Raw genomic sequence first — 21,403 nt, 5'->3', positions numbered from 1 at the left:
CCCACCCGAAAGTGACCATCCTGGGGCCGCTTTGTTGAGGGGAACAACAAGTTATCCACAGCGCTGGGCGGCACGGCATGGTGCAGGTTGCGCTGCGGCAGCAGGATGTGAAGGCGAGCGAGGGACATACCACTCGCGAACTCACAACCTAGTAAAGGAATTTCAGCACCATGTCTCAATACCCAGTGATGCTAACCGGCCGCCTTACCCAAGATCCGATCTTGACCAAGACCTCGACCGGCGCATATAAAACCAAGCTGCGCATCGCCTCCTCCCGGCGCGTTCCTGATCGCCCTGCCGATACCGGTACCGACGCCGAAACCCAACGCGGCCAGCAGCAGTGGCGCGATGTAGACCACCTCTTTATTGACGTGGAAATGTGGAACCAATTTGCCATCAACGTCAAGAAATCCCTGGCCAAGGGCATGCCGCTACTGGTCTGCGGCTCGATCGTCTCCGATCAGTGGCGCGATGATGAGGGCAAGGATCACTACCGTACCTTTGTCAAGGCGCAGTATGTGGGCCTGGACCTAAACCGCCACGTGATCGGCGCAAAGCGTTTGGCGCCGCAGTATAACCAGGAAAACATCGCCATCCCTGAGCTTGGCGATAATGAGGTGGAACCGGACGTAGATAACTCCGCGCCGGGCGATACCTCCGCCGATACCGCTGCAGACCGCATCCAAGCGGGAAATAGTGTGGCAGCCCCAGAGGGCGAGGAAGTGACAACGCAAGAGGAGGAGACCGCCGAAACCGTGCATGCATAGCGCCAGCCATCCGCCTCGGGTTCGCCCGACCCGAGGCACCTAGGCACGCATTCTGATGTAGTGTTTGTGTAGATCAATACGTCTCCCAAATTTTTGCAAAGGGGTAAAAGTGGGCGAATTCATCTACACGATGAAAAACGTGCGCAAGGCAATTGGCGATAAGGTCATCCTTGATGATGTCACGATGGCGTTCTACCCGGGCGCCAAGATTGGTGTGGTCGGCCCCAATGGTGCCGGTAAGTCCTCCATTCTGAAGATCATGGCCGGCTTGGATCAGCCCTCCAATGGTGAGGCATTCCTCGACCCGGGCGCTACCGTGGGCATCCTGCAGCAGGAGCCGCCGCTGAATGAAGAAAAGACCGTGCGCGGCAACGTCGAGGAGGGCCTCGGCGATATTTTTGAAAAGAAGCAGCGCTTCGAGGAAATCGCCGAAGAAATGGCGACCAATTACAGCGATGAGCTCATGGCAGAAATGGGCAAGCTGCAAGAAGACTTGGATGCAGCCGATGCATGGGAGGTTGATTCTAAGATCGAGCAGGCGATGGAAGCATTGCGCTGCCCGCCTTCCGATGCCCCGGTGACCAACCTCTCCGGTGGTGAGCGCCGCCGCGTGGCCTTGGCCAAACTCCTGTTGACGGAGCCGGACCTGCTGCTTTTGGACGAGCCCACCAACCACTTGGACGCCGAGTCCGTGGAGTGGCTGGAAAAGCACTTGGCAGATTACCCAGGTGCCGTCCTAGCCGTCACCCACGACCGCTACTTCCTGGACCACGTCGCGGGTTGGATCTGCGAGGTGGACCGCGGCAAGCTGTACCCGTACGAGGGTAACTACTCCACCTACCTGGACAAGAAGCAAGAGCGCCTCCAGGTAGCAGGCAAGAAGGACGCCAAGCTGCGCAAGCGCTTGAAGGACGAGCTGGAATGGGTGCGCTCCGGCGCCAAGGCTCGCCAGGCCAAGAACAAGGCGCGTTTGGAGCGCTACGAAGAGATGGCTGCCGAGGCGGAGAAGTACAAGAAGCTGGACTTCGAGGAAATCCAGATTCCAACGCCGCCGCGCTTGGGCAACAAGGTCGTCGAGGCAAAGAACCTAGTCAAGGGCTTCGACGATCGCACCCTGATCAAGGACTTGTCTTTCACCCTGCCGCGCAACGGCATCGTCGGCGTCATTGGTCCGAACGGTGTGGGTAAGACCACGCTGTTTAAGACCATCGTTGGTTTGGAAGAGCCGGATGATGGCTCCGTTGAGGTCGGCGAGACCGTCAAGCTGTCCTACGTGGACCAGAACCGCGAGAATATCGACCCAGAAGCTACCGTGTGGGAGGTCGTCTCCGGCGGGCTGGATTATATTCACGTTGGCCAAAACGAGATGCCATCGCGCGCATACCTGTCCGCGTTCGGATTCAAGGGCCCGGATCAGCAAAAGCCGTCGAAGGTGCTCTCCGGTGGTGAGCGCAACCGCCTGAACTTGGCGCTGACCTTGAAAGAGGGCGGCAACCTTATCCTTCTTGACGAGCCAACCAACGACTTGGACGTCGAAACCCTGGGTTCGCTAGAAAACGCCTTGGAGAAGTTCCCTGGCTGTGCCGTTGTTATTTCCCATGACCGCTGGTTCTTGGACCGCACCTGTACCCACATTCTGGCGTGGGAAGGCAACGTTGCCGAGGGGCAATGGTTCTGGTTTGAGGGTAACTTTGGTGACTATGAGAAGAACAAGGTGGAGCGTCTGGGAGAAGACGCCGCCCGTCCTTCTCGCGTAACTCACCGCAAGCTCACCCGATAATCCCTGAGGAGAATGATGGCGACCGATAACGCGCATACCCACCAAGTGCCCACCCGTTGGGGCGATTTCGATATGTACGGCCACATGATGAACGCCAATTATATTGAGGTTGCCCAGGAGGCACGCTTGGCCTTTGCCAAGGAGAACATCTATGCCAAGGGCATCGATTTCATGGCCTTGGTGCGTCATCTCGACGTGGACTATATGCGGCCGATTCCCTTTGAGGGCAATGCCCACGTCATCGTGGAAACCTCCGTTTCCCAGATTGGTTCGTCATCCTTTACCACGTCCCAGCAGGTCAAGACCGCTGCTGGGGAGGTAGCGGCCACGGTGAACTGTGTGCAGGTTGTCATTGATAAGAAGAAGCACGCCCCGCGCCCGCTGACGGATGAGGAAAAGGATATTCTGCAGATGAGCGCCTCCTAAGTGGCGCGTTAGGCACATGAAGAAAGGTAGGGCCCGTTAGCCATGGTCACCGAGTCGCTTGAAGTTCGCAGCGGAGGACCTGGCTTACGGGCCCTTCTTGCGCGCGCAGTTGGGGTAGACGCGAATGCGTCGGTGCGTCTGCGCCAGCTTGCCGATGACGTCGTTGACGCCTTCGTCACCACCCCCTTCGAGGTCGTCGCCTCCCGTCGCGTTCAGGGGATAGTCTCTCGCGATGGGGCAGTGGTGTCCGCCGAGACGCTGGAGCAACAGCTCGCGAAAAACGATGGCACCGGCGTTATGGAACTCGGCCCATCCCGCGATGCGTCGTGGCCGGGCGCATTGCCCCCGGCGACCGGCTTTAGCGTGGTGGATACCCTGCCGGTGACGGTAGTTCGCGAACTCTCGGACCAAGGGCAGAAGCTGGCCCGGGAGTTTTCTGGGCCCATGGGCCCGCCACCCAGCTTGCTTAATCAGACCGTGGTCACGGTTGAGGGCAACGGCCAAACGGTGGAAATCCCGATGCGGATGATCTTTGCCTGCACCAACCTGGGCCTAATCCCGGGGTTTTCTGCCTCTATGGATATTCCGCGGCACCTGCGCGTATCGAGCCTTGGCCGGTGGGTGCGCCTTGATGCGCCGTTTGGCAGCATCTACCGTTCCACGCGGTTATCCGTGCTGTAAAACTCCCCGAATCTGGGATCTCACCGCCCAAAAACAGACAGCGAACAATACCTATAACCCAATAGTCGGGGGTGGTGGGTATTTTCCGAGTGTGCGTTATTAACCCCATACCCTGCGGTATCGAGGAAAGTGCGATTATTACTGTCACCCCCGTTCGTGAAATACGCACAAACTTATATTCTCCTTCGTATTCTGCGTTAACCTGACAGCGTGAAGTAAATTTTCGCCTCTGTAACCAACACATGAAGGAGAACCTCCGTGCGCATTTCTGTACCCAAAGAAATCATGAATAATGAAAGCCGCGTTGCCCTCACCCCAACCGAGGTGCGGACTTTGGTTACTGATGGGCACGAGCTTTTCATCGAATCGGGCGCAGGCGTAGGCGCGTCCTTCCCCGATGAGGAGTACGTAGAGGCAGGGGCCACCATCGTCGATTCTGCGGACGAGACGTGGGCTAAGGCCGAGCTACTGCTGAAGGTAAAGGAGCCGCTCGAGTCCGAGTACCAGTACCTGCGCTCGGATCTCACCGTCTTTACCTACCTGCACTTGGCGGCGGATCGTCCGCTGACGGAGGCGCTGACGGAATCGAAGACGACCTCGATTGCCTATGAAACCGTTACGGACCGCCGCGGCACCCTGCCGCTTTTGACCCCTATGTCCCAGGTTGCTGGGCGCTTGGCCGTTATCGAGGGCTCGCACCACCTTTTGTCCACCCAGGGCGGCCGTGGCCTCTTGGTCTCGGGTATTCCGGGCACCCAACCGGCGCGCGTGGTGGTCATCGGCGGTGGCCAGGTAGGCGCATCCGCTGTGGCCATGGCGCACGGTCTCCGTGCAGAGGCCACGGTCTTGGACGTGGATCCGCATGTCCTGCAGCGCTTTGATGACCAGTACGCCGGCGGCGTGCGCACGCTGATCTCTGATCCGTCTACGCTGGATAAGGAGTTGGAAGAGGCCGATCTCGTCATTGGCGCCGTCCTGATTCCAGGCGCTGCGGCACCGAAGCTGGTGCGCGAGGAAACCGTGAAGAAGATGAAGGAGGGCGCAGTGCTTGTCGATGTCGCCATCGACCAAGGCGGATGCTTCGAGAACTCGCGAAAGACCTCCCACGACGAGCCGACCTTCAAGGTGCACGACACCCTCTTCTACTGCGTGGCCAATATGCCCGGTGCGGTGGCCAATACCTCGGCCCGCGCCTTGGCCTCTGCGACGCTGCCGTACATCCGCGCGGTAGCCAACGACAACCTGGATGCCGCGATCGAGCGCTTCCCGGGACTGCGCTCCGGTGTGATGACCCGCGGCGGCAAGCTGGTATCCGAGCCGGTACGCCAGGCTTTCGACTGGAAAGACTAAGCATCCGGCAGTGCTAACTTGGCGCTAGCGCACAGTAAAAGAGGCCCGCGCACTTCCACGTTAGGTAAGTGCGCGGGCCTCTTTGTGCAGCTTGTAACGCCTTGCACAGGCAGCGCTACAAGCAGTTGCAAAATTAAGGCGCTCTATTGATGAGCATGGCGGCGACGCGCTGCATGTGGTCCCAAATCATGGTGCGATACGCCGGCGGGATGGTGTCTTCCTCGATGCTATCGAGGGACTTTCCCATCAGCTCGAGCCAGCGATCGTGAGCTTCCATATCAATGGGAAAGGTTGCATGCCGCATGCGCAAGCGCGGGTGCCCGCGGTTTTCTGAGAAGTGTTGGGGACCTCCCCAGTACTGAATCAGGAACCAGGTAAGGCGCTGCTCCGCGCCTTCCCAATCTTGATCCGGATACATGGGGCCAATCACGTCATCTTCTTTGACCTGGTCATAAAAGCCATGCACTAGGCGCTCAAAGGTAGGGGTGCCACCGATGGCTTCATAGACGGAATTCATTTAAGCATCGTCTCCCTTATGCGGATTGGCAATGCCGATGCCGTGTGGGTACGGGGTGCTGATGCCCTCTGCGTGCATGACGTTGAGGACGCGGGACTGGACAAAGCGCTGGACATCCCACTGGCGGCCCGGCAGCGTCTTGGTGGAAACGCGGAAGGAGACGTAGTCAGGCTCGAACTTGGACATGCCGTCGATGCGCGGGGTACTAAGCACCATCTTGCGGATCTTTTCGTCCTTGACGGCATCCTTGACGGCCTTGTCGATGACCTCCCCGGCAACCTCTGGGTCGTTGGATAGCCCGACAGGGATTTGGATGCGGGCAACGGAGTACTCATCGGAGTGGTTAGCCACCTGCAGGATTTCGCCATTGCGGACGTACCACAGGGCGCCATCGATATCGCGGACGGTGGTAATGCGCAGGGAAATGGACTCAACGTCGCCAAAGACGCCGTTGCCCAGGTCAATGACATCGCCGATGCCGTATTGATCCTCAATGAGCATGAAGATACCGGAGAGGAAGTCTCGGACCAGTTCCTGCGCACCGAAGCCGAGGGCAACACCGATAACACCGGCAGAAGCGATCAGCGGGGCAACGTTGACTTCCAATTCATCCAGGATGGCAATGCCGGCCGAAACCCAGACCACGATGGCAACCGCCGAGCGCCCCACGCCGGCGAGAGTCTTAATGCGCGAGGCGCGGCGCGCCTCCCGGGTTTCTCGCAGGGTGTCATCTGGCTGGCTATCCTCCCCAGACCTGCTGCGGCTGCGGCTGGGCTTTTTGAGGGTGGAGGCCTTAATGCTGTTTTTCGCCAGCCGGTTGATGAGGTGGCGCAGCGCCCAGTGCGCAATGACGGCCAAAATGATAATGAGGCCGATGCGGATGGGCCGCTCGATAAGCCAAAGCTGAACGTTCTCGTCGTTCCAGAAGCTCGATACGGACTCGACTGCATCGTCTTTTTTCTCTGCAGCGCCCTGAGCCATGGTAAATAGGTTCGTACTCATCATTCTTTCTTGATCGTGGACACAAACTAACCGCACCCATTCTAGAGGAGAATCCTGAAATCTCACTGACGGCGCCGAATCGGCAATGCGTGGAGAGGGCAGAATATAAATTGCCGAATGGCCGGTGTGGATGAACCGCTTAGTCTACGATTGGGAGGCATGACTGAACACAGCGCGCATAACTTGGCAAAAGGATTTTCATCCCGATCCATTCACGCTGGATATCACCCGGATCCGCACATGGGCTCCATTAACGTGCCGATCTACGCCTCGACCACGTTCGCCCAGGATGGCCTCGCGCAACTGCGCGGCGGCTTTGAATACGGGCGCGTGGCCAACCCGACGGTTCGCTCGCTTGAAAAGACCTTGGCTGCACTGGAGGGGGCGGATTACGCCCGCGTCTTTGCCACCGGCATGGCAGCCGCCGATACGATGGTGCGCATTTTGGTGCGCCCCGGCGACCACGTCATTTTGGGCAATGACTCCTACGGCGGTTCCTACCGCCTGCTCAATGATTTCACGGAGTGGGGCGTGGAAATGTCCATCGTTAATACCTGCGATGTGGATGCCGTCGCCGCCGCGGTGAAGGACAATACCAAGCTCATCTGGTTAGAAACCCCGACCAACCCGGCGCTGAATATCACCGATATTGCGGCGGTGGCCAAGGTTAAGGGCAATGCGCAGGTGTTGGTGGACAATACCTTCGCCACCCCGTACCTGCAGAACCCCCTCGCACTGGGTGCGGACCACGTCTTGCACTCCACCACGAAGTACTTGGGTGGGCACTCCGATGTCCTCGGTGGCGCCGTAGTTACCAATGACCCCGAGGTGGACGAGCAGCTGCTGTATTTCCAGGGCAACGTGGGCGCGGTCGCCTCGCCCTTCGATGCCTACCTGACTGCGCGTGGCATTAAGACCCTCGGCGTGCGCATGGATCGCCACTGCGCCAATGCGCAAAAGGTGGCGGAATTCTTACAGGCCCGCCCAGAGGTCAAACAGGTGCGCTACCCGGGATTGGCGGAGCACCCGGGCCACGAGCTGGCGGCGCAGCAGATGCGTGGGTTCGGCGGCATGATGTCCGTGCGCTTCCACGACCCAGAGCACGCCAAGCAGATTTGTTTGAATACGCGCCTTATCTGCCTGGCAGAATCGCTGGGTGGGGTGGAATCGCTCATCGAGCACCCGCAGAATATGACCCACGTTTCGGCCGAAGGCTCCGAATTGGTGCCGCCGGAAGATATGGTGCGCATCTCCATCGGCATCGAAGACATCGATGACCTGCTAGCGGATCTGCAGCAGGCGCTCGACGCCCTCTAAATCGCGCTCACAGCGCAACCGCGAACTTACTGGCCACCGGCAACCTTGAGCAGGGAGCCGGCGGTCTTATCGGTTTCCTGCAGCATGAGCGGATCCGTTCCCGGCATGGGGGAAATCGTTGTATCCGGCCACTGCGCATAGGTGGGAATGCCCACGATATGGAGTCGTGCATCCAGGCTGCCGTCCGGATGGACGGTGCGCCGCGTGGCACCATCGGTTTCGGGGGAACCGGTGGCCTGCCCGTGATCGGCAAACGGGCGCACCCGTCCACCCTCGATCAATCCGCGGGTGAGCGGGTCGCCGGCGACGCGGATATCGGGCTTGTGCATAAAGGCATCGACAAGCGTGGGCGCCGATGCCGAGCGCGGGCCAGAAGTCAGGGTGTAATGATCTGACTCGATCGCGAGGGTGGGGTGATCGCCGAGGAAGTGGACTAGGTGGGCATCGACAAGCGCGAGCAGCTGGCGCACGCGGAAAAGCGGAGGTCCCGAGCCCACCATCTGCCCAAAGGACATGAATTGCGCGTAGCGGCCTGTGCGGGACTCGCGGGTATAGCGGCCTTCTGCGCCGAGGATGGAGGCGGGCTTGCGCGACTGGGACAGTGACCACAGCGCGGCCTTCATGGGCGAATCGTGCCCGGCGGCCGCCTCCTGGATATCACCCGCCAGGCTATCCGCAATGTGGGCGGTGAGCGCCGAAATATCGCCGGTAAAACCAGCGACTTGGTACATCAGCTCGGTCATATCCCAGGGCTGGGTGACCAGGGGAGTAAGGGCGGCGCCGAGATCGTCAGGCGCGGTGGCATCGATGACCGCGAGGATCTCTTCCCGCGGGCGGAGCAGCGCGGCCGGATTCACCCGTTCCAGCGTGGTGATATACGCCTCGTAGCTATCGCGGGCGATGGCGGGCCAAACCTGGGCATCGAAATCGATGTCCTCAGTGCCCTGGAGTTTATCGATGACCTCTTGCAACCGCCGCCGCGGCATCGTGGGCGGCAGCTCGTTGTACTCGGACTTGGGGTGGAAGGGATAACCGCGGCCGGATGAAACGATGAAATGGGGTTCGTTCCCGCTCGCCTCGTAGCGCAGGCCAGAGCGAGTGGTGGCATCCTCGACGAACCTGCCGCCGCGCTCGAGGGTGGTTAGCGCCATGATGTCGTAAAAGCCCATGCCAAGACCGCGCACCAGCACGTCTTCGCCGGCGGGAATGGCGGCATAGTCTTGTTCCACGGGGTTGCCCGGTGCGATCCAGCGCAGCCCGGACTCCGCCAAGCGCTGTTCCTCGTCATTAAAGCGCGGCGCCATCCAGCCATAGGCTAGGACCGTGGCATCGGCGCGCACCTGCGAGCCATCGTCCAAGTGCAGGACATCGACCGCGCCGTCCGCGGTAACGGTGTCCACGCGGTGGTGGTGGTTGACCGTAGAAATGCTCTCCGGCAAGCGCGCTAGCACAACGTCATACACCCAGCGCAGGTACTCGCCGTATAAAGCGCGCGTGGGGTTGGATTCCGGGCGGGTAGCGGCGAGTTCCGCGCGGTACTCGGTGGCAATATGCGGGGCCGGAGGGTGCTGGGTAAAAAGCTCGCGCTTGGCAGCAGCGACCTTATCGCCCTCGCCGCGCAGCAGCTGGATCCACTCGTATTGCGTCGGCCCCTCGAGGACTGGGGCGCTTACCGTCGCGCCGGGCTCAGTAAAAAGCGTGACGGCGCCCGCGCGCGTATTCATGCACAGGGTCTTGGTTTGGGCGGTGTCCCAGACCCGGCCGGCGCCGTGCTGGGCTTCGTCGATGAGATGGACGGTAACGGGGGAGCTGGAATCATTCATGCGGGCGGCGAGGCGTTCCATGATAGAGATGCCGCGCGGGCCCATGCCGACGATCGCGATTGCAGGAGTAGCCATAACCCCTATCGTTCCACACCGCACCCTGGACGGTTTTATTGGACTCTCCGGTTTTAGATAAGTAGACCAAGATGTCTACCTTAAAATTAGTAAACCGTAATGAGTGCTGGGTAGAGGGTAGACCGAGCGGTCTTGTGTTTGTGGTGGCGGTGTGTTCTAATGGGCTGGTCCAACTTCAACCTTTAAGGAATTGACCTCCCTTATGAAGTATCTACATCGGCTTTTTAAGCCTCTCGCCGCGGTGGTTGCCAGCACCGCGCTCGTTGTAACGCTCAGTTCTTGCGCGAATACTACCCACGCGGCCGAAGATGGCATGGTGACCTATGCCGAGCCGAATATGTTCAATAACCTCTATCCACCGGCGGGCGGCTATTATCCCAACGGCGGCGTGCTCAATAACATCGCGGACCGCCTGCTCTGGCAGGACCCAGAAACCTTGGAGCTTCACCCATGGATTGCGGAGGACCTGCCTGACACCAATGCGGATGACACGGAATTTACGTTCCATATTCGTAAAGGCGTGACCTATTCCGATGGTTCCGTGCTGGATGCAGCAAACGTGAAAAAGAATTATGACCTGTATGCCAAGGGTGATGATTCCCGCATGCTTACCCCGTCGGAGCAGCTTCCAAATTACGTGAAATCCGAGGTCATTGATGACTACACGGTGAAGTTTTACTTCAGCGAGCCGTCCCCAGGTTTCCCGCAATCCACGTCTGTAATGAATCAGGCCCTGTTGTCTAATGACACCTTGGACTTGGATGACACGGGCTTTTCACCTGGCCACGCAACGGATATTTCTGGTTCGGGGCCCTTTGTTATTGAGGAAGAGGATATGGGCACCAAGCTGGTGCTAAAGGCGCGCAAGGACTATGACTGGGCGCCGCCCGCCCGGAAAGACCACCAAGGCCCTGCGGAAATTGAGGGCATCAATGTGGTGTTGGCGGCCGAAGATTCCGTGCGCGTGGGTTCCCTCGTGGCTCATCAATCCGATATCGCCCGTCAGATCGAAGCCCCCGATGAGAAGCATTTGAAAGATAAGAACCTTCAGGTCCTTGCTGCGCCAACCCGGGGTGTGAATAATAGCTACCACTTCCACTTCCGGCACCCGCTATTGGCAGATAAGCGCGTACGCCAAGCACTGATTCACGCCATCGACCGCGATAATATCCTGAGTACCTTGTATTCGGATTCTTATCCCAAGGGTTCATCTATCCTTGCTCGCACCGCCGTAGGCTTTAAGGATCAATCCGAAAATTATGCCTTTGATCCAGATAAATCCCGACACCTACTCGATGAAGCCGGCTGGATTCCAGGCGAGGATGGCATCCGCGTGAAAGATGGGAAGCGGCTTTCTCTGACATTCAATGAGTCCGTCCCACAGCCTCGTTCCCGCGAGATGTTTACCAAGGTCCAAGAGATGCTGAAAAACATCGGGGTTGAAGCCAACCTCTATCCGGGAGACCGGACTGCACAGGATAAAGCCATGAAGGACCAGGATTCCGTACAGGTCCGCCACTCCATGGTTGGGCGCGCCAACGTGGATACCTTGGCTACCTGGATCAACGGCAAGGGTCGCAATTCCTTCCTCAATTATGACGAAGGAACCGATTCCTTCGGTGACCCCAAGCTGCAGGACATGGTGGAGGAGCATTTCTCTTTAAAGAGCGAAAAAGAACGTCTCGAAATGAGCGGCCGGATGCAGGATTACCTTTCGGAGCAGGCCTATATTCTGCCGCTCTTTGAGGAACCACAAGTTTATGGCTTCCAGCCCTATGTGGAGGGCCTTACCACCGAAGCCATCGGGCGCCCTTCCTTTTATGCGGTGAAGATCAATGCGGAAGAAGGGCAGGAATAAGACATGAGTCCAACATCGATTGCGTTGCGAATAGGTCAAGCCGTTGTGGTCATCTGGGCCACGTTTACCGTGGCATTTATCCTGCTTACAGCGCTTCCTGGGGATGCCGTTGCCTCCCGGTACGACAACCCCAACTTGGGTCTTACGCCTGAGCAGCTCGCCACCATTCGAGAGGTTTACGGGGCCGATGAGCCGCTAGTTAATCGTTATATAAATGCTCTAGGCGGGTTTATTACCGGTGATTTCGGCTTTTCCGTGGCTACTGGTACGCCAGTGGCAGACATGCTTGCTGATGCCCTACCGTCTACCCTCGCCCTTGCGCTGCTTGCCTTCCTATTTGGGGTGGTTCTGGCCTTTGTCATTGCTATTGCCGCTACCTTTGGCCCGCTCGTCTGGTTGCGTGGTTTCTTTCGCGGCCTGCCTTCCGTCTTGGTGTCGGCCCCAACGTTTTGGGTAGGCATCATCTTGATCCAAGTATTTTCCTTCGCGCTGGGCTGGGTTCCAGTCATTGGTGCTTCTACAGCGCAGGGGCTGGTCCTACCGGTGATTACCTTGGGACTTTTCGTCTCCGCGCCGTTGGCCCAGGTGCTGATGCGCTCTATCGATGAGGTGATGGATATGTCATTTGTACAGGTAGTACGCGCTAAAGGGGCCAGCGAAGCCTGGCTGTTGTGGCGCAATGTCTTGCGCAACGCCATCCTGCCGGCACTTACCATGGCTGGTCTAACCTTCGGCGAGCTAGTGGGCGGTTCCGTGGTGACGGAGGCCGTCTTCGCGCGCCACGGTATCGGTGCACTGACCGTGGATGCCGTAGCAAATCGCGATACCTCGGTGCTACTCGCCATCGTAGTGCTGGCGGCTACCATATTTGTCCTCATCAACCTTGTGGTGGACTTGCTTTACCCAGTTCTCGACGTTCGCCTACGTGACCGAGATAAGGGTAGTGCCACTTCCGTCGCAACGTCGCATGCCACTCACCACGTTGGGGTGCAACACGCGGCCCGTGAAGCGGATGAAAAGAAGGCTCAAGCATGAATCTTAAGACGAAGAAACTCCTGACCTCTCCCGGCTCTGTAATTTCCGTGTTGGTCTTAGCTTTCGCTGTTGTATGCGCGCTATTTCCGCATCTTTTTGCCTCCCAGGATCCTAACCAGGGCGGCGATACACAGGCACTATTGGCTCCCAGCTCGCAACACTGGTTCGGTACCGATGCCGTAGGACGCGATCTCTATACTCGCGTTATCTACGGCGCACGCCAATCCTTGCTCGGTGCCCTCATCGCGGTGCTCTTCGGTCTTACCGTAGGCACCGTGCTTGGCATTATTGCCGGCGTACAGAAAGGCTGGGTGGATGCGGTCATTATGCGCGTTGTGGATGTGCTTCTATCCATTCCGGGCCTCCTGCTATCGCTATCTGTCATCATCGTTTTGGGGCATGGCACCTTTAACGCCGCTATTGCTGTCGGTATTACTTCTGTTGCCACTTTTGCCCGCTTGGCCCGCTCGCAGGTATTAAGCGTGGCCGAATCGGACTTTGTGGAGGCGGCCTATGGCTCGGGTGGCACGCCTTTCCAAGTGCTAACTCGCCATATTTTGCCTAACTCCTTGACCGCAGTTTTTGCAGTCGCGGCATTGCAATTTGGCTTGGCCATTTTGCAGCTGGCAACCCTGGGATTTTTGGGTTATGGCACTCCGCCACCTACGCCGGAATGGGGGTTATTGATTTCGGAATCACGTGACTATATCGCCACCGCCGGCTGGCTAACCCTAGCCCCCGGCGCCGTCATCGTCGCCGTAGTACTTGCGGCTAATCACTTAAGCCAGACACTGCGAAAGGCTGCCTGATGTCTCTTCTAAGCGTAAAAGATCTGTCCATTACCTATCGCACAGACAAAGGCGATTTTCAGGCCGCCAGCGGCATTAACCTTGAGGTAAATGCCGGGGAAATGACCGCCATTGTCGGCGAATCTGGTTCCGGTAAGTCCACCTCCGCAATGGCAGCCATTGGTCTGTTGCCGGAAAATGCCTCCATCGTATCCGGTTCCATTTCTTTCGATGGCCGCGATGTCACGCAATATTCGCAGAAACAGTGGCGTGAATTGCGTGGTCGGCGCATCGCTTTGATCCCGCAGGATCCCAATAATTCCCTGAACCCCCTAAAAACCATCGGTGCCGCGGTGGAAGAAGGCATGGCCGTGCATTCGCAGGGCACTAAACACTCTCGCCGCCAGCGCGCGGTGGAGCTCTTGGAACGCGTCGGCATTGATGATCCTGAGCGCCGCTACGGCCAGTATCCCCATGAACTTTCCGGTGGTATGAAACAGCGTGCGTTGATTGCCGCAGCCGTAGCATTGGAACCGGAACTTATCATTGCGGATGAGCCCACCTCGGCGCTCGATGTCACCGTGCAGAAGATCATTCTGGATTTGTTGGATGATATGCGCGATGAACTAACTATGGGCATATTGTTTATTACCCACGATCTTGCCGTGGCCGGGGATCGCGCTAATTCCATCGTAGTAATGGAAAAGGGCCATGTGCGCGAGTCTGGAGTGGCCGCCAATGTGTTAACCGCGCCCCAGCATGAGTACTCCAAGCGCCTGCTTGCCGATGCCCCCTCATTGTCCACTCCCACCCTCACTCGCCGCACCGCAACCGAAGGGGCCACGCCTTTATTGGAGGTGGAAGGGCTGAGCAAACGGTTCGGGGAGTTTAGTGCCGTGCGCGATATAAGTTTTACGGTTGCGCGAGGCACCACCCACGCCCTTGTAGGTGAGTCAGGTTCGGGTAAAACCACCACCGGCCGTGCTATCTCCCTTTTTTCTCGGCCCACCGAAGGAACCATTCGGCTCTCGGGTGAGGAATTGACCGGTGTGAAGGGAAAGCGCCTGCGGGAACTGCGGCAAAAGATTCAACTGGTGTACCAAAATCCTTTTAGTTCGCTCGATCCGCGCCTGAGTATTGGGGAAACGATTGCTGAGCCGGTCCGGAACTTTACGCGTGCTTCGCGGCGCGATGCCAATAAAAAGGCACAGAAGTTCTTGGACTTGGTTGCTCTTGATTCAGCGATGGCAGGCCGCAAGCCGAAGGAGCTATCCGGCGGGCAGCGACAGCGCGTAGCTATCGCCCGTGCCATGATCGTCGAGCCGGAGCTGGTGGTGCTTGATGAAGCCGTTTCGGCGCTTGACGTTACAGTGCAAGCGCAGATCCTACGCCTACTTGATGAGCTGCAAAAAGAACTAGGTCTAACGTATATCTTTATTTCGCACGATTTGGCCGTGGTCAATCAGATTTCGGATACGGTATCCGTGCTGTCACATGGGCAGCAGGTGGAATCGGGCCGAACCGCAGAGGTCTTTGCACATCCGGAAACGGCCTATACCCGCGAACTTATTGCGGCCATTCCCGGCTCTCGCTACCGCGCGGGCGACCTAAACTTAGGGCTGTAGTCCAACTAGGCCCCTCCATTCGCATTAAGCATAACGATAGAAAGGTGACACCGATGGTAGATATTATCAACGAACTCTCCGGTGCTTCTCAGGAGGTACAGCGCCTGCGCACAGCACGCCCGCAAGCCCAAGACAATGCCCAATTAAGCTTTAGTGCATTGCTCGAACCGGAAGACCCTGGCACCTTTTCTTATGCCGAACGCTACGCGATTGCTGCCTTTACCGCGGCCATCAATCATGCGCCCGCGGCGGAATTCTATTTCGACCTGCTCAGCGATGAAGCAAGCGAGCCCCTTGTAGCCGCAATTCGCGCCGCGGCCCGACGCGGGGCATCGACGGGGCCGTACCAAGACGCGGATTTTCTCGTCTTCGGCGAAAATACGACTGGGGAAGCCCAAGACTCCGAAGGAGCATTAGGGAAGCGCTTATCCGCTGCATGTGACTGGGCGCATCTTTTGTCTTTCCACCCCAAGGACGCGTCCCCGCAGGCACTTGGTCATCTCGATGCCGCTGGGTGGTCTGCCACCGATATCGTGAGCCTTTCCCAGCTCGTTTCTTTCCTCGCCTTTCAACTCCGCGTGGCCCACGGGCTGAGCGTGCTTTCGGGGCAGGCTCCGACTGTCTCGGAAGCGCGCCGGGCTACCGGCGGAGTCCAACCTGATTGGGAAGCAACCGAGAATACTCTTCAGCCCGAAGGGGTTATCCCAGACCATTTTGTTAATCATTCACTCGGTTGGCTGCCGTGGGTGGCACCGCTTCCCAAAGAGGACTTCACCCCGGCGCATATGGATGCGCTTATCAAGCCCGAGCGCATTGACTCTGAGTACTTCCGCGTGCTCGCGCGAGATCCCGCCGCCCTGAAGGCGCGTACCCTGACGGACTTGGATATTTTCTACAACACCGAAGGAGGATTATCGCGCGCGGATAGGGAACTGGCCGCTACTGTTGTGTCGCGTTTCAATGGGTGCGCTTACTGCGCATCCGTGCACCAGGCGCGGTGCGTGAAAGAAGGCGGGGAGAGGGAAATCGTGGATCGCCTTCTTGCAGAAGGTATTAAGGCGGATCTTGGTTCTCAAGAATGGGATCTTATTCGCCGTGCTGCTCTGGCGCTGACTTCATCGCCGATAAGCTTTGATGCTGAGCTTTGCGATGAGCTGCGCGATTCCGGATTCGACGATCAGTCCATCGTGGATATCATTTATGCATCCTCCTTTTTCAACTGGGCTAATCGCCTTATGCTTACCTTGGGCCAGGCCAACGTTCCGGAGCGTTTTCGGTAGGGAGAGGACACTGCGGTGTCGCGTCAGGGACACAGCATTTTGCCTATGATGGGGCGGCATGACTGATACCACGAATGTGCCAGAGAAAATCGCCGTCGTTACCGGTGCCACCGGTGGCATGGGGCGCGAGATCATCAAGGACCTCGCCCGCGATCACCACGTGTATGCGCTGGGCCGCAGCGCCGATGAGCTCCCGGAAGCCGCAAATATCACGCCGGTTGCCAGCGACTTGGTCGCCGGATTGGATGAGGGCATGCAGCTGCCCGAGCTAGAGCGGGTCGATGTGCTTGTGCACGGCGCGGCGCGCGCCAAGAAGTTCTCGGTGGAAGAGGCCACCCCGCACGATTGGCGCGTCCACATGGACTTAAACGTCCACGCGCCAGCAGAGGTTACCCGCGCGCTCTTGCCGCAGCTGCGCAAGGCGGAGGGCACCGTCGTCTTCATCAACTCGGGGGCGGGGCGCAAGAGCTACGGCGATAACGTGGTTTATGCCGCCACGAAGCACGCGCTCTATGCGCTTGCCGATGCCCTGCGTATCTCCGAACCCGGCATTCGCGTCTCCACCGTGGCGCCAGGCCCCACCGACACCCCGATGCTGGAGGGCCTGCAGGCCTACAACCCAAACGAGGTTATTGCGCCCGTGGAGGTGGCGCGCGCCATCCGCACCGTCGTGGAGGCTGGGCCCACCACCCAGCTCACGGAGATTCAGGTGCGCCCGCGCATCGAACTGAACCTCCGCAAGAACTAAGCATTAAGCGGCGTCGACCTCGCGGTTGCGGAGGGCGCGGGCCACGCGGTCGCGCTGCTCGGTAATCGTGCGGCGCAGGCCGCCTGTCAGATCCTTCTGCAGGAAGGCATCGGCGCGATCGAGGCCGTCTTGGCTGATATCCCAGGAGGGGAATAACCCAGTCACGGTGGTCAGGCCCACTTCGGAGGACTGGGAATCCCAGATCTTTTCGGCCACCTCGAAGAATTCCGCGGTGGGCAAGAGATCATCGGAGTGCGGGTAGTTTAAGCCCTCCAGCTTGGAGGTGAGCTCGCGGTTGGTGAGATCCCCGGCTACGATTTCTTCCCATACCGCGCGCTTATTTTCCGCGGTGGCAATCGCGGCGCGGGCGCGCAGGGAAGAGTAGTAGCCGGTAGCGGAATTATCGCGCTTGAGTTGGGCGGCGATGGCGGCCTCGGCATCGGCAAGCGCGCCCGCGGCAGCGAGCGCTGCGACGGCGGACCAGCGCAGCCCGGCATCATCGGAATCCGCGAGGAGATCGTGCAGGTAGTCGAGGGCCGGCTGGTGCAGCCGAATCCTAGACAGCGCCTGCGTGCAGATGATGGAACGCTGCGTATCGGTGCTCCGGGCGCCATCGACAAGCGCCTGCGCCAAAACAGTGCTATCTTTCGCCCACGCCGGATCGGCGTAGTTCTTCAGCGCGGTAGAAGCCTGCGAGACGATGCGCTCGAGGACGGCGAGCTCAGTTTCCGCCTTCATGCCGCGGGCCACCAATCGTATAAAGTCGCGGGCGCGCATGGTGCCGGCGCGGGTCATCTCCCAGGCGGTGGACCAGCAGAGGGTGCGCGCCATGGGGTCGTCGAATTTCTCGATATTATCCAGCAGGAATTGCAGGGATCCCGCATCCAGATCGATGAGGCAGTAGGTCAGATCGTCATCGTTGGGCAGGATGAAATCGATGTCATTGAGGTTCCGTCCGACCAACTCTGGAATCTCGGTGGCTTCCCCTTCCACGTCCATTTCGAGGCGCTCGGTGCGCACGACCTTGCCGTCTTGGGTGCCGTACAGACCCACTGCAATGCGGTGGGTACGCAGGGTATCGCCGCGCTGGGCAAGTTGCGCCTGGGTGATGGTGCCGTCATCATTGGCCTCCGTGGCCACCGCCAGGGTATTGATGCCGGTGGTCTTGAGCCACTGCTGCGCCCAGAAGGATAGATCGCGCCCGGATGCCTCCTCGAGGTGGCGGAGTAGATCGTCGAAGGTGGCATTGCCCCACGCGTGGGCGGCGAAGTGGCGGCGCACGCCGGCGAGGAAGTTCTCGCGGCCGACATAAGCTTGCAGCTGCTTGAGCACTGAGGCGCCCTTGGCGTAGGTAATACCGTCGAAGTTTTGCTCCACGGTCTCGATATCGCTGGCATCGGTGGAAATGGGGTGGGTAGTAGGCAGCTGATCCTGCTGGTAAGCCCAGGACTTTTCCACGTTGGCGAAGGTGACCCAGGCGGTATCGTATTCGGTTTCTTCCGCCTGCGAGATTGCTGCGGACCAGGTGGCGAAGGACTCGTTGAGCCATAGGTCATTCCACCACTGCATGGTCACGAGGTCACCGAACCACATGTGGGCGAGCTCGTGCAGAATGGTATCGGCGCGGCGCTCGTATTTGTAGTGCGTGGCCTGCGAGGTAAAGACGTATTCATCGCGGATGGTTACGCACCCGGCGTTTTCCATCGCACCTGCGTTGAACTCGGGGACGAAAATCTGGTCGTACTTGCCAAAGGGGTAGGGGAAGCCGAAGTTGCGGTGGTAGAAGTCGAAGCCCTGCTTGGTCTCGGTAAATAGGCGCTCGGCATCGAGGGAATCAGCCAGCGAGGCGCGGCAGTAAATGCCAAGCGGGACCTCGAGCTGCTGGGCCGGCTTGCCCTCGGGGTGCTCGGTCAGCTCGCCGCGCCAGGTATCGGTGACCTCGTGGTATGGGCCAGCGCACAGGGCAACCAGGTAGGTCGACAGCGGGTAGTCGATCTCGGAGTGGGTGGTATCGCCCTCGCGGGTGACCGGGCCATTGGTGATAATGGTCCACTCCTCCGGAGCCTTAAAGTGCAGGGAATAGGTGGCCTTCAAATCCGGTTGATCGAAGCAGGCAAAAACGCGTTTGGCATCGGCGGTTTCAAACTGGGTGTATAGGTAGGCCTCGCCATCGGCAGGGTCCACGAAGCGGTGTAGGCCCTCACCGGTGCGGGAGAAGGGGATCTCAGCGGTGACCTCGAGCGTGTAGTCCGCTACCTGCAGCCCGGAAAGGGGAATGCCGTAGGTGGAGTCATAGGACTGCGTGGGCAGCGGGTTTCCATTCAGGCGCACCTCGTGCAGCTTGTCCGCACGCAGATCGATGAAGGTAGAACCGGCTTCCTGGGTGCTAAAGCGCACCGTGGTGGTGGACAGGAAGTGGGTATCGGAATGCTTAAGGTCTAAAGCGACATCGTAATGGTCAACCTGGAGCATCTGGGAGCGATTTTTTGCTTCCTCCCACGTGAGGTTTACAGAGGTCATTGCCTAGATTCTCCTTTGCTAACGAAAATAGTGATGCATCAAGGTTAGCAGCGCGTTTACAGTGGTGGGGCAAACTGCACTTATTTCAAGGAGGAATAATGACTACCCCAGTTAAGTTTTGGTTCGACGCTTCCTGCCCGTTCGCATGGGCAACGTCCCGCTGGATCAAAGAGGTAGAAAAGGTCCGCGATATTGCGGTGGAATTTGAGCCGATGTCCCTGTCGGTGCTGAATGACGGCCGCGATCTCGACCCCGAATACATGGAAATGATGGAGGCCAACTGGGGCCCTGCCCGCGTATTCGCCAAGGTAAAGACCGAGCAGCCAGAAAAGGTAGATGAGCTTTATACCGCCATGGGCACCTTGATTCACGCCAAGGGCAACGGCGGCAAGAAGGGCGATGGCGGCTATGACGAAATCATCGCCCAGGCATTAGAGCAGGTTGGCCTCCCCGCAGACTTTGCGGAGGTCGCCCACACCGAGGAGTACGACGAGAAGCTGCGCGAGTACCACCACAACGGCATTTCTTCCGTGGGCGATGAGGTAGGAACCCCGGTTATTAAGCTGGGCGATACCGCTTTCTTTGGCCCGGTTATTACCCGCGTTCCCAAGGGTGAGGAAGCCGGCGAGCTTTTCGATGCCTCCGTGCGCCTAGCCCAGTTCCCTTACTTCTTCGAGCTCAAGCGCTCCCGCACGGAGATGCCGCAGGTAGAAGAGGACTAGTTATGAGCGCTGCTGGCCTTGCTTGCGGCGCACGGCGGCGGCGAGGCAGCACACCGCGATGATCGGCGTGAGTAAAAACGCTGGCACCCCGGCGATATTGATGATGGGCAGGGCCGTCTGAGCCTGGAATTCTGACCAAGCGGCGGCCACCCACGTAGCCCATGATGCCGCGGTGAGCAGGGATAAAATCCCAATCGCCGCAGCCAAACCCCCGAGACGATTTTTCTTTAGCACCCGCTGATTCAGCCACCACAGCCCCAGAACAAGGTGGGCGACAGTGAACAGTGCGGTATGGATAAGCGGCACGAGGTAGTTCTTATTGGTTAAGAAAATATTTGCCGCAAATAACAGCACCGCGATGGCAAGGATGCTGCCGTAGAGGGCGAGGACGCGAGGGCTCATGTTTTAGCCTTTCTGTGCAGCACGTAATCTGCGCTTTAGCTTAACAGCGCCGGACTATGAGCGAAATAGGTTATGCAAAGTGGTGCCCAGAAGGCGGCGGTGCCGGTACTGTAGGGGTTATGCGCGTATATCTTGGAGCTGACCACGCAGGTTTTGAGACTAAAAACCTGATTTCTGAACACCTCACCAAACAAGGCCATGACGTTATCGACTGCGGCGCTCATACCTATGACGCCGAGGATGATTATCCCGCATTCTGCATTGAAGCGGCGCTATGCACCGTCAACGATCCAGGTTCCCTGGGAATCGTGCTGGGCGGATCCGGAAATGGAGAGCAGATTGCCGCCAATAAGGTCAAGGGTGCGCGCTGTGCGCTGGCATGGTCGCCAGAAACGGCACGCCTAGCCCGCGAGCACAATAATGCGCAGCTCATCGGCATCGGCGGGCGCATGCACTCGCAAGAAGAAGTCCTAGAAATCGTGGATGCCTTCGTGGATCAAGAATGGTCCCGCGCCGAGCGTCACCAGCGTCGCATCGATATCCTCGCAGAATACGAGCGCACCAATATCCCACCCGAGCTGCCTAAGGACCCGCGCTAAAACCGCCAGGATCCTTGAATAGACATAAGTGAACGCCGCGGGCCATTGTGGCCACGCGGCGTTTTATGTGGTGGTTACACCAAGCGCA

Annotated in this window: 19 protein-coding genes; 14 read left to right on the top strand and 5 right to left on the bottom strand. The window is 58.7% G+C overall.

Annotated features, from left to right (window positions below; all coding sequences use genetic code 11):
• Nucleotides 1-170: 170 nt before the first annotated feature.
• The 5 genes from ABRP87_RS05490 to ald all read left to right on the top strand — a co-directional run bounded on the left by ABRP87_RS05490 (nt 171) and on the right by ald (nt 5,004).
• Nucleotides 171-767: a single-stranded DNA-binding protein gene (locus ABRP87_RS05490; RefSeq protein ID WP_349867990.1), complete on the top strand. Its 597-nt coding sequence runs from the start codon at nt 171-173 to the stop codon at nt 765-767.
• Nucleotides 768-876: 109 nt separating this feature from the next.
• Nucleotides 877-2,547: an energy-dependent translational throttle protein EttA gene (ettA, locus tag ABRP87_RS05485; RefSeq protein WP_005277855.1), complete on the top strand. Its 1,671-nt coding sequence runs from the start codon at nt 877-879 to the stop codon at nt 2,545-2,547.
• A gap of 12 nt (nt 2,548-2,559) precedes the next feature.
• Nucleotides 2,560-2,973, top strand: a complete 414-nt coding sequence (locus ABRP87_RS05480; protein ID WP_349867989.1) for an acyl-CoA thioesterase — start codon at nt 2,560-2,562, stop codon at nt 2,971-2,973.
• 42 nt (nt 2,974-3,015) lie between these two features.
• Nucleotides 3,016-3,654 carry a DUF8185 domain-containing protein gene (locus ABRP87_RS05475; RefSeq protein WP_349863258.1) on the top strand — a complete coding sequence of 213 codons (639 nt, stop codon included), beginning with the start codon at nt 3,016-3,018 and terminating at the stop codon, nt 3,652-3,654.
• Nucleotides 3,655-3,912: 258 nt separating this feature from the next.
• Entirely contained in the window at nt 3,913-5,004 is a 1,092-nt protein-coding gene (gene ald, locus ABRP87_RS05470; protein WP_349867988.1) for an alanine dehydrogenase, read from the top strand.
• A 133-nt stretch (nt 5,005-5,137) separates the two neighbouring features.
• On the opposite strand, the gene ABRP87_RS05465 is transcribed toward ald, so the two are convergent.
• Together ABRP87_RS05465 and ABRP87_RS05460 are read right to left on the bottom strand one after the other, a co-directional pair.
• Nucleotides 5,138-5,521, bottom strand: coding sequence for a globin (locus ABRP87_RS05465; RefSeq protein ID WP_005277863.1), 384 nt, complete (start codon nt 5,519-5,521; stop codon nt 5,138-5,140).
• Nucleotides 5,522-6,526, bottom strand: coding sequence for a mechanosensitive ion channel family protein (locus tag ABRP87_RS05460; RefSeq protein WP_349867987.1), 1,005 nt, complete (start codon nt 6,524-6,526; stop codon nt 5,522-5,524).
• Between the two features lie 156 nt (nt 6,527-6,682).
• Here ABRP87_RS05460 and ABRP87_RS05455 point away from each other — a divergent pair, with 156 nt between their 5' ends.
• Entirely contained in the window at nt 6,683-7,840 is a 1,158-nt protein-coding gene (locus ABRP87_RS05455) for a cystathionine gamma-synthase (protein ID WP_039885788.1), read from the top strand.
• Between the two features lie 26 nt (nt 7,841-7,866).
• On the opposite strand, the gene ABRP87_RS05450 is transcribed toward ABRP87_RS05455, so the two are convergent.
• Nucleotides 7,867-9,738: an FAD/NAD(P)-binding protein gene (locus tag ABRP87_RS05450; RefSeq protein ID WP_349867986.1), complete on the bottom strand. Its 1,872-nt coding sequence runs from the start codon at nt 9,736-9,738 to the stop codon at nt 7,867-7,869.
• A gap of 202 nt (nt 9,739-9,940) precedes the next feature.
• Between ABRP87_RS05450 and ABRP87_RS05445 the strand changes: the two genes are divergently transcribed.
• From ABRP87_RS05445 to ABRP87_RS05420, 6 genes are read left to right on the top strand one after another with little or no spacing between them, the layout of a single operon-like run.
• Nucleotides 9,941-11,596: a TIGR04028 family ABC transporter substrate-binding protein gene (locus ABRP87_RS05445; protein ID WP_349867985.1), complete on the top strand. Its 1,656-nt coding sequence runs from the start codon at nt 9,941-9,943 to the stop codon at nt 11,594-11,596.
• Between the two features lie 3 nt (nt 11,597-11,599).
• On the top strand, nt 11,600-12,631 hold the full coding sequence (locus tag ABRP87_RS05440; protein ID WP_284631067.1) for an ABC transporter permease: 1,032 nt from the start codon (nt 11,600-11,602) through the stop codon (nt 12,629-12,631).
• Nucleotides 12,628-13,440 carry an ABC transporter permease gene (locus ABRP87_RS05435; RefSeq protein ID WP_284631068.1) on the top strand — a complete coding sequence of 271 codons (813 nt, stop codon included), beginning with the start codon at nt 12,628-12,630 and terminating at the stop codon, nt 13,438-13,440. Before ABRP87_RS05440 ends, ABRP87_RS05435 begins: the two co-directional genes overlap by 4 nt.
• Nucleotides 13,440-15,044: a dipeptide ABC transporter ATP-binding protein gene (locus ABRP87_RS05430; RefSeq protein ID WP_349867984.1), complete on the top strand. Its 1,605-nt coding sequence runs from the start codon at nt 13,440-13,442 to the stop codon at nt 15,042-15,044. The genes ABRP87_RS05435 and ABRP87_RS05430 overlap by 1 nt, the downstream gene beginning before the upstream one ends.
• A 53-nt stretch (nt 15,045-15,097) precedes the next feature.
• On the top strand, nt 15,098-16,324 hold the full coding sequence (locus ABRP87_RS05425) for an alkylhydroperoxidase domain protein (RefSeq protein WP_349867983.1): 1,227 nt from the start codon (nt 15,098-15,100) through the stop codon (nt 16,322-16,324).
• Between the two features lie 58 nt (nt 16,325-16,382).
• On the top strand, nt 16,383-17,072 hold the full coding sequence (locus ABRP87_RS05420) for an SDR family oxidoreductase (protein WP_349867982.1): 690 nt from the start codon (nt 16,383-16,385) through the stop codon (nt 17,070-17,072).
• A gap of 3 nt (nt 17,073-17,075) precedes the next feature.
• Here the strand turns inward: ABRP87_RS05420 and pepN are convergent, their stop codons facing one another.
• Nucleotides 17,076-19,592 carry an aminopeptidase N gene (gene pepN / locus ABRP87_RS05415; protein ID WP_349867981.1) on the bottom strand — a complete coding sequence of 839 codons (2,517 nt, stop codon included), beginning with the start codon at nt 19,590-19,592 and terminating at the stop codon, nt 17,076-17,078.
• A 98-nt stretch (nt 19,593-19,690) separates the two neighbouring features.
• Here pepN and ABRP87_RS05410 point away from each other — a divergent pair, with 98 nt between their 5' ends.
• Entirely contained in the window at nt 19,691-20,314 is a 624-nt protein-coding gene (locus tag ABRP87_RS05410; protein WP_284610604.1) for a mycothiol-dependent nitroreductase Rv2466c family protein, read from the top strand.
• Here ABRP87_RS05410 and ABRP87_RS05405 read toward each other — a convergent pair whose 3' ends face one another.
• Entirely contained in the window at nt 20,315-20,716 is a 402-nt protein-coding gene (locus ABRP87_RS05405; protein ID WP_349867980.1) for a hypothetical protein, read from the bottom strand.
• A gap of 119 nt (nt 20,717-20,835) precedes the next feature.
• On the opposite strand from ABRP87_RS05405, the gene ABRP87_RS05400 reads away from it, so the two are divergent.
• Nucleotides 20,836-21,315: a ribose-5-phosphate isomerase gene (locus ABRP87_RS05400; protein ID WP_349867979.1), complete on the top strand. Its 480-nt coding sequence runs from the start codon at nt 20,836-20,838 to the stop codon at nt 21,313-21,315.
• Nucleotides 21,316-21,403 lie beyond the last annotated feature (88 nt).

This window comes from Corynebacterium sp. KPL2830, from assembly GCF_040225635.1.
Taxonomy (GTDB): domain Bacteria; phylum Actinomycetota; class Actinomycetes; order Mycobacteriales; family Mycobacteriaceae; genus Corynebacterium.
The sequence above is the reverse complement of the archived record's forward strand: the minus strand, read 5'-3'. Positions and strand labels throughout refer to the sequence as shown.